General features: G+C 64.3%; 4 protein-coding genes. All 4 read right to left on the bottom strand.

Features of this window, described 5'->3' with window-relative positions:
- Positions 1 to 869, bottom strand: an 869-nt coding sequence (locus AB4Z11_RS26280; RefSeq protein ID WP_442028788.1) for a PqiB family protein, incomplete at its 3' end; no start/stop codon positions are given.
- Complete coding sequence (locus AB4Z11_RS26275; protein WP_442028787.1) at positions 862 to 2,103, bottom strand: paraquat-inducible protein A; 1,242 nt, start codon at positions 2,101 to 2,103, stop codon at positions 862 to 864. The genes AB4Z11_RS26280 and AB4Z11_RS26275, both read right to left, overlap by 8 nt.
- Positions 2,104 to 2,133: 30 nt before the next feature.
- The gene (locus AB4Z11_RS26270) at positions 2,134 to 3,033 is read right to left on the bottom strand and encodes a bestrophin family protein (RefSeq protein WP_442028786.1); all 900 of its coding nucleotides are present in this window, start codon (positions 3,031 to 3,033) and stop codon (positions 2,134 to 2,136) included.
- A gap of 9 nt (positions 3,034 to 3,042) precedes the next feature.
- A partial coding sequence (locus AB4Z11_RS26265; protein WP_442028785.1) for a cytochrome d ubiquinol oxidase subunit II occupies positions 3,043 to 3,777 on the bottom strand: 735 nt, incomplete at its 5' end.

The following is a 3,777-nucleotide window of genomic DNA, read 5'->3' as shown; positions in this document are numbered from 1 at the left end:
GCCTTGGCCTGATCGGAGGCCAGCGGGAAGTCGCTGCCGGCCTGCGCCAGGGCATCCGGTTGCCGTCCGCTGAGCGATTCGAAGGCGATGCCGCCAATCAGCAGAGCCGCCACCGATTGCGTGTTCAGCTTGAAGCCGTTGGAATCAAGCCGCAGATCGACGCCGCTCGCGTGCCACCAGCGCGTATTCTTGCCGACGTACTGGTCGTAAGGTGCATTGACGAAGACCTTGATTGCCACGCCCTGGCCATGGTTCTCCAGGTCGTAGCCGATCACTTGGCCGACCGTGATGCGGCGGTAGTAGATGGGCGAGCCGGCATCGATCGAGCCCAGTGTCTCGCTGTGCAAGGTGTATTGCGTGCCTTTCTGGTCGCCCGCCACTTGCGGCACTTTCTCCAGACCTGTGAATTCGTGGCTGGTGTCCTGCGATTTGCCGGCATCGACGCCGATATAGGCGCCGGATAGCAGGGTCCCGAGTCCGGACACACCGCTGACGCCAATGCGCGGCTTCACCACCCAGAAGCGCGTATCGGCCGCCGTGAAGCGTCGTGCATCCTTGTTCATGTCGATGGTTACCAGCACCTTGCTCAAGTCCGTCGACAGGGAGATCGCGCGTACCAGGCCGATTTCCACATCCTTGTATTTCACCTTGGTCTTGCCGGCCTCCAGGCCCTCGCCGCTGCGGAAGCTGACCACCACCGTCGGACCCTGGTCCAGATAGGACCTGGCCACCAGCGTGATCCCGATCAGCGCCGCAATCAGGGGCACCAGCCAGACCAGGGAAGGCAGCCAGCGGCCGGCCTTGTCGACCCTGGGTTCGGGCAGCGGGGCGCCAGCCGTGTTGGGCGGCTGGCCGTCGTTCTCAGACATGTTGTTCTCCATTCGGTGGGAGCGGGTCCCAGATCAGGCGCGGGTCGAATTGCATGGAAGCGACCATGGTCAGTATCACCACGCCGCAGAAAGCCACTGCGCCCGGCCCGGCGGTGATGGTGGCCAGCGACTGGAAGCGCACCAGCGCCACCGTCAGCGTGATGACGAAGATGTCGAGCATGGACCAGCGGCCCACGAACTCCACCAGGCGGTAGAGGCGGGTGCGCTGCATCGGCCGCCAGGGCGAGCGGCGTTGCGCCGTCCACGCCAGCAGCGACAGGGCGGCCAGCTTCAGCACGGGCACCATGATGCTGGCAATGAAGATGATCGCCGCCAGACCGGGCGAGCCGCTGTTCCAGAAAAAGAGCACGCCGCTGATAATGGTGTCGTCTTCCCGTCCGAACAGGGAGTGGGTGTACATCACCGGCAGCACGTTGGCGGGGATGTACAGGATGGCGGCGGCGATCAGATAAGCCCAGGTGCGGCCGATGCTGTCCGGATGGCGGCGATGCAGGCGTGCGTGGCAGCGCGGGCAGCGTTTATGCGGCGCCGACACCAGGCCGCAAACATGGCAGGACAGGGCTTCGTGCGGCACCGTTGGCGTATGCGAGGGCTGCGGCGACAGGGCATCGCCCAGATTCCACAGTGTTTTCGGATCGAAGGACACCACAATCGCCAGCATGATGGTCAACGCGCCAAAGGCAAACAGGCCGGGCTCCAGTACCACCTCGGCCAGGCTGGTCATCTTGACGATGGTGATGAGGATGCCGATCATCAGCACCTCGGTCATGCCCCAGCGCCGTGTCAGATGAACGGCGTGCAGCAGGGGATTGAATAAGCGAGGCTTGTGGCCGCCGGCCAGCGCCAGGGTCACGTGCAGCAGCGACAGCAGCTCGATGGCCGGCAACAGGATGGTGAACAGGAACACCGCCGTCGCCACCAGCGGCATATGCTCCTGCCACAGCACGAGGATGGCGCCCAGCAGCGTGGCGCGCGAAGCGTTGCCGTTGACCTCCAGCTCGACGATGGGGAATAGCTGGGCCATCAGATAGACGATCAACGCAGCCAGCGTGATGGCCGCCATGCGGCCGGCGTCCGAATAAATGCCGCGATAGAGCACCGAGCGGCAGCGCACGCAGCGCGCCTTTTCGCGCGGACGTACGGGGCGCCGCCGATGCRGCACGCCGCAGTCGTGACAGCTGATCAAATCGTATCGTGGCCTGCTCTCAGTCATGGCTGCATGATACGACAAAACTTCGCAGCACTAATCGATCCTGAAGTCCTTGCCGACGGGGACCTCGTCCGGCATCGGCAGGCCGCACAATTCCAGCACCGAACGTTCAATGGTCCGGCTCATGGCGTCCAGCGCCAGGCAGTTTGGCGCATTGCCGAAAGGTTCGCCGATTTCCTGGGCGATGGCTTCCAGCGCGAACAGCGTGTAAGCCACCAGCACCGAGATCAGCGGGGTAGCCGTGCTGATCGCGTGCATCAGGCCAAACGGCAGCAGGAAACAGTAGGCGTAAATGGTCCGGTGCAGCAGCACATTGTAAGGATAGGGGATGGGGGTGCTGGCAATACGCTCGCAGCCGCCGACGGCTTCGGCCAGGCGGTTGATCTGTGCATCCAGCATCCACATGGTTTGCGGATCGGCCGCGTCATGCAGCTCGCGGCGCAGTTCATTCAGCACGCATATCGGACGGTAGGCACGCAGCGCAAGCGCCGCGGCTTCTTCGGGCGGCAGCAAGCGCTCCAGGTCCGGCTTGGGATCGGTGCGGCGCAGCTGATGGCGCAGCAGATGCACAAAGGCGATCAGGCGATGCGAAAAGCGGACGCGGTCGATTCGGCCCTCCGGCAGGTAGACCAGCGTCTGCGACGTCAGGGCGCGCGCCGCGATCAGCACATTGCCCCACAGCTGGCGCGCTTCCACATAGCGCTGGTAGCTGGCGTTGTTGCGGAAGGCGAGGAAAATAGCCAGGCTGACGCCCAGCAGGGAGAAGGGCGCCGTGTCGAGGTGCAGATGCTCGCCGAAGAAGCGTCCGTTCCCATACACGGCGACCAGGCTGATGACCAGCATGATCGCCAGTTGCGGCAGGACCATTGGCAAAACGGAGCCATGCCATATCAGCAGCATGCGGAACCAGTTAGCCTGGGGACGGACGATCATGGGATCTCCTTAGTGACTCAGGTCCACGCGCCCGCGGAACACGTGGTATTGGTACAAGTTATAGCCGATCATGACCGGGAACACAACAGCGATCCCGCACAGCATGAAGGCCATCGTGGCGCTGTCCGACGCCGCCTGCGCCAGCGAGAGCTTGCCCGGCACCAGGTCGGGGAAAATGCTCACGCCCAGGCCCAGGAAGGAGGCCAGGAACAGCAGGATGGCGCCGCGGAACGGTCCCTGGCTGGATTGAATGTGCAGGGAATACAGCACATAGGCACCGGCGAAAGCGGCCAGTCCGGCCAGCGCCGCCAGCAGCGGGAACACGCCCGGCYGCATCCAGCGGTCATGGCCGATTTCCGGGAACTGCATCGACATCGCCGTCAGCACCGTCGCCGCGCCAAAAGCCAGCAACAGGCTGATGACGGTATGGCGGCGCGAAGCCACGACCAGTTCATCATGCGTCTTCTTGATCAGGTAAGTGGCGCCCAGCAGCGCATAGCCCGCAATCACGCCCAGCGCGCACAGGGCGGTGAAGCCGAAGGACAGTCCTCCCGGCTCCAGGCCGGTGATGACGCGGCCCAGGATCACACCCTGGCAGGCGGCGGCGCCGAGGCTGCCGATGCCGAAGACGATGTCCCAGCCGCGGCGGCGGCCCGCGGCATGGCGGAATTCAATGGCGGCTCCTCGTGCAATCAGGCTGGCGATCAGTGCCATCACTGGCACGTACAACTGCTCCATCAGGGC

The sequence above is a fragment of the Pseudoduganella sp. RAF53_2 genome (assembly GCF_052113985.1).
GTDB lineage: Bacteria > Pseudomonadota > Gammaproteobacteria > Burkholderiales > Burkholderiaceae_D > Rugamonas.
The sequence above is the reverse complement of the archived record's forward strand: the minus strand, read 5'-3'. Positions and strand labels throughout refer to the sequence as shown.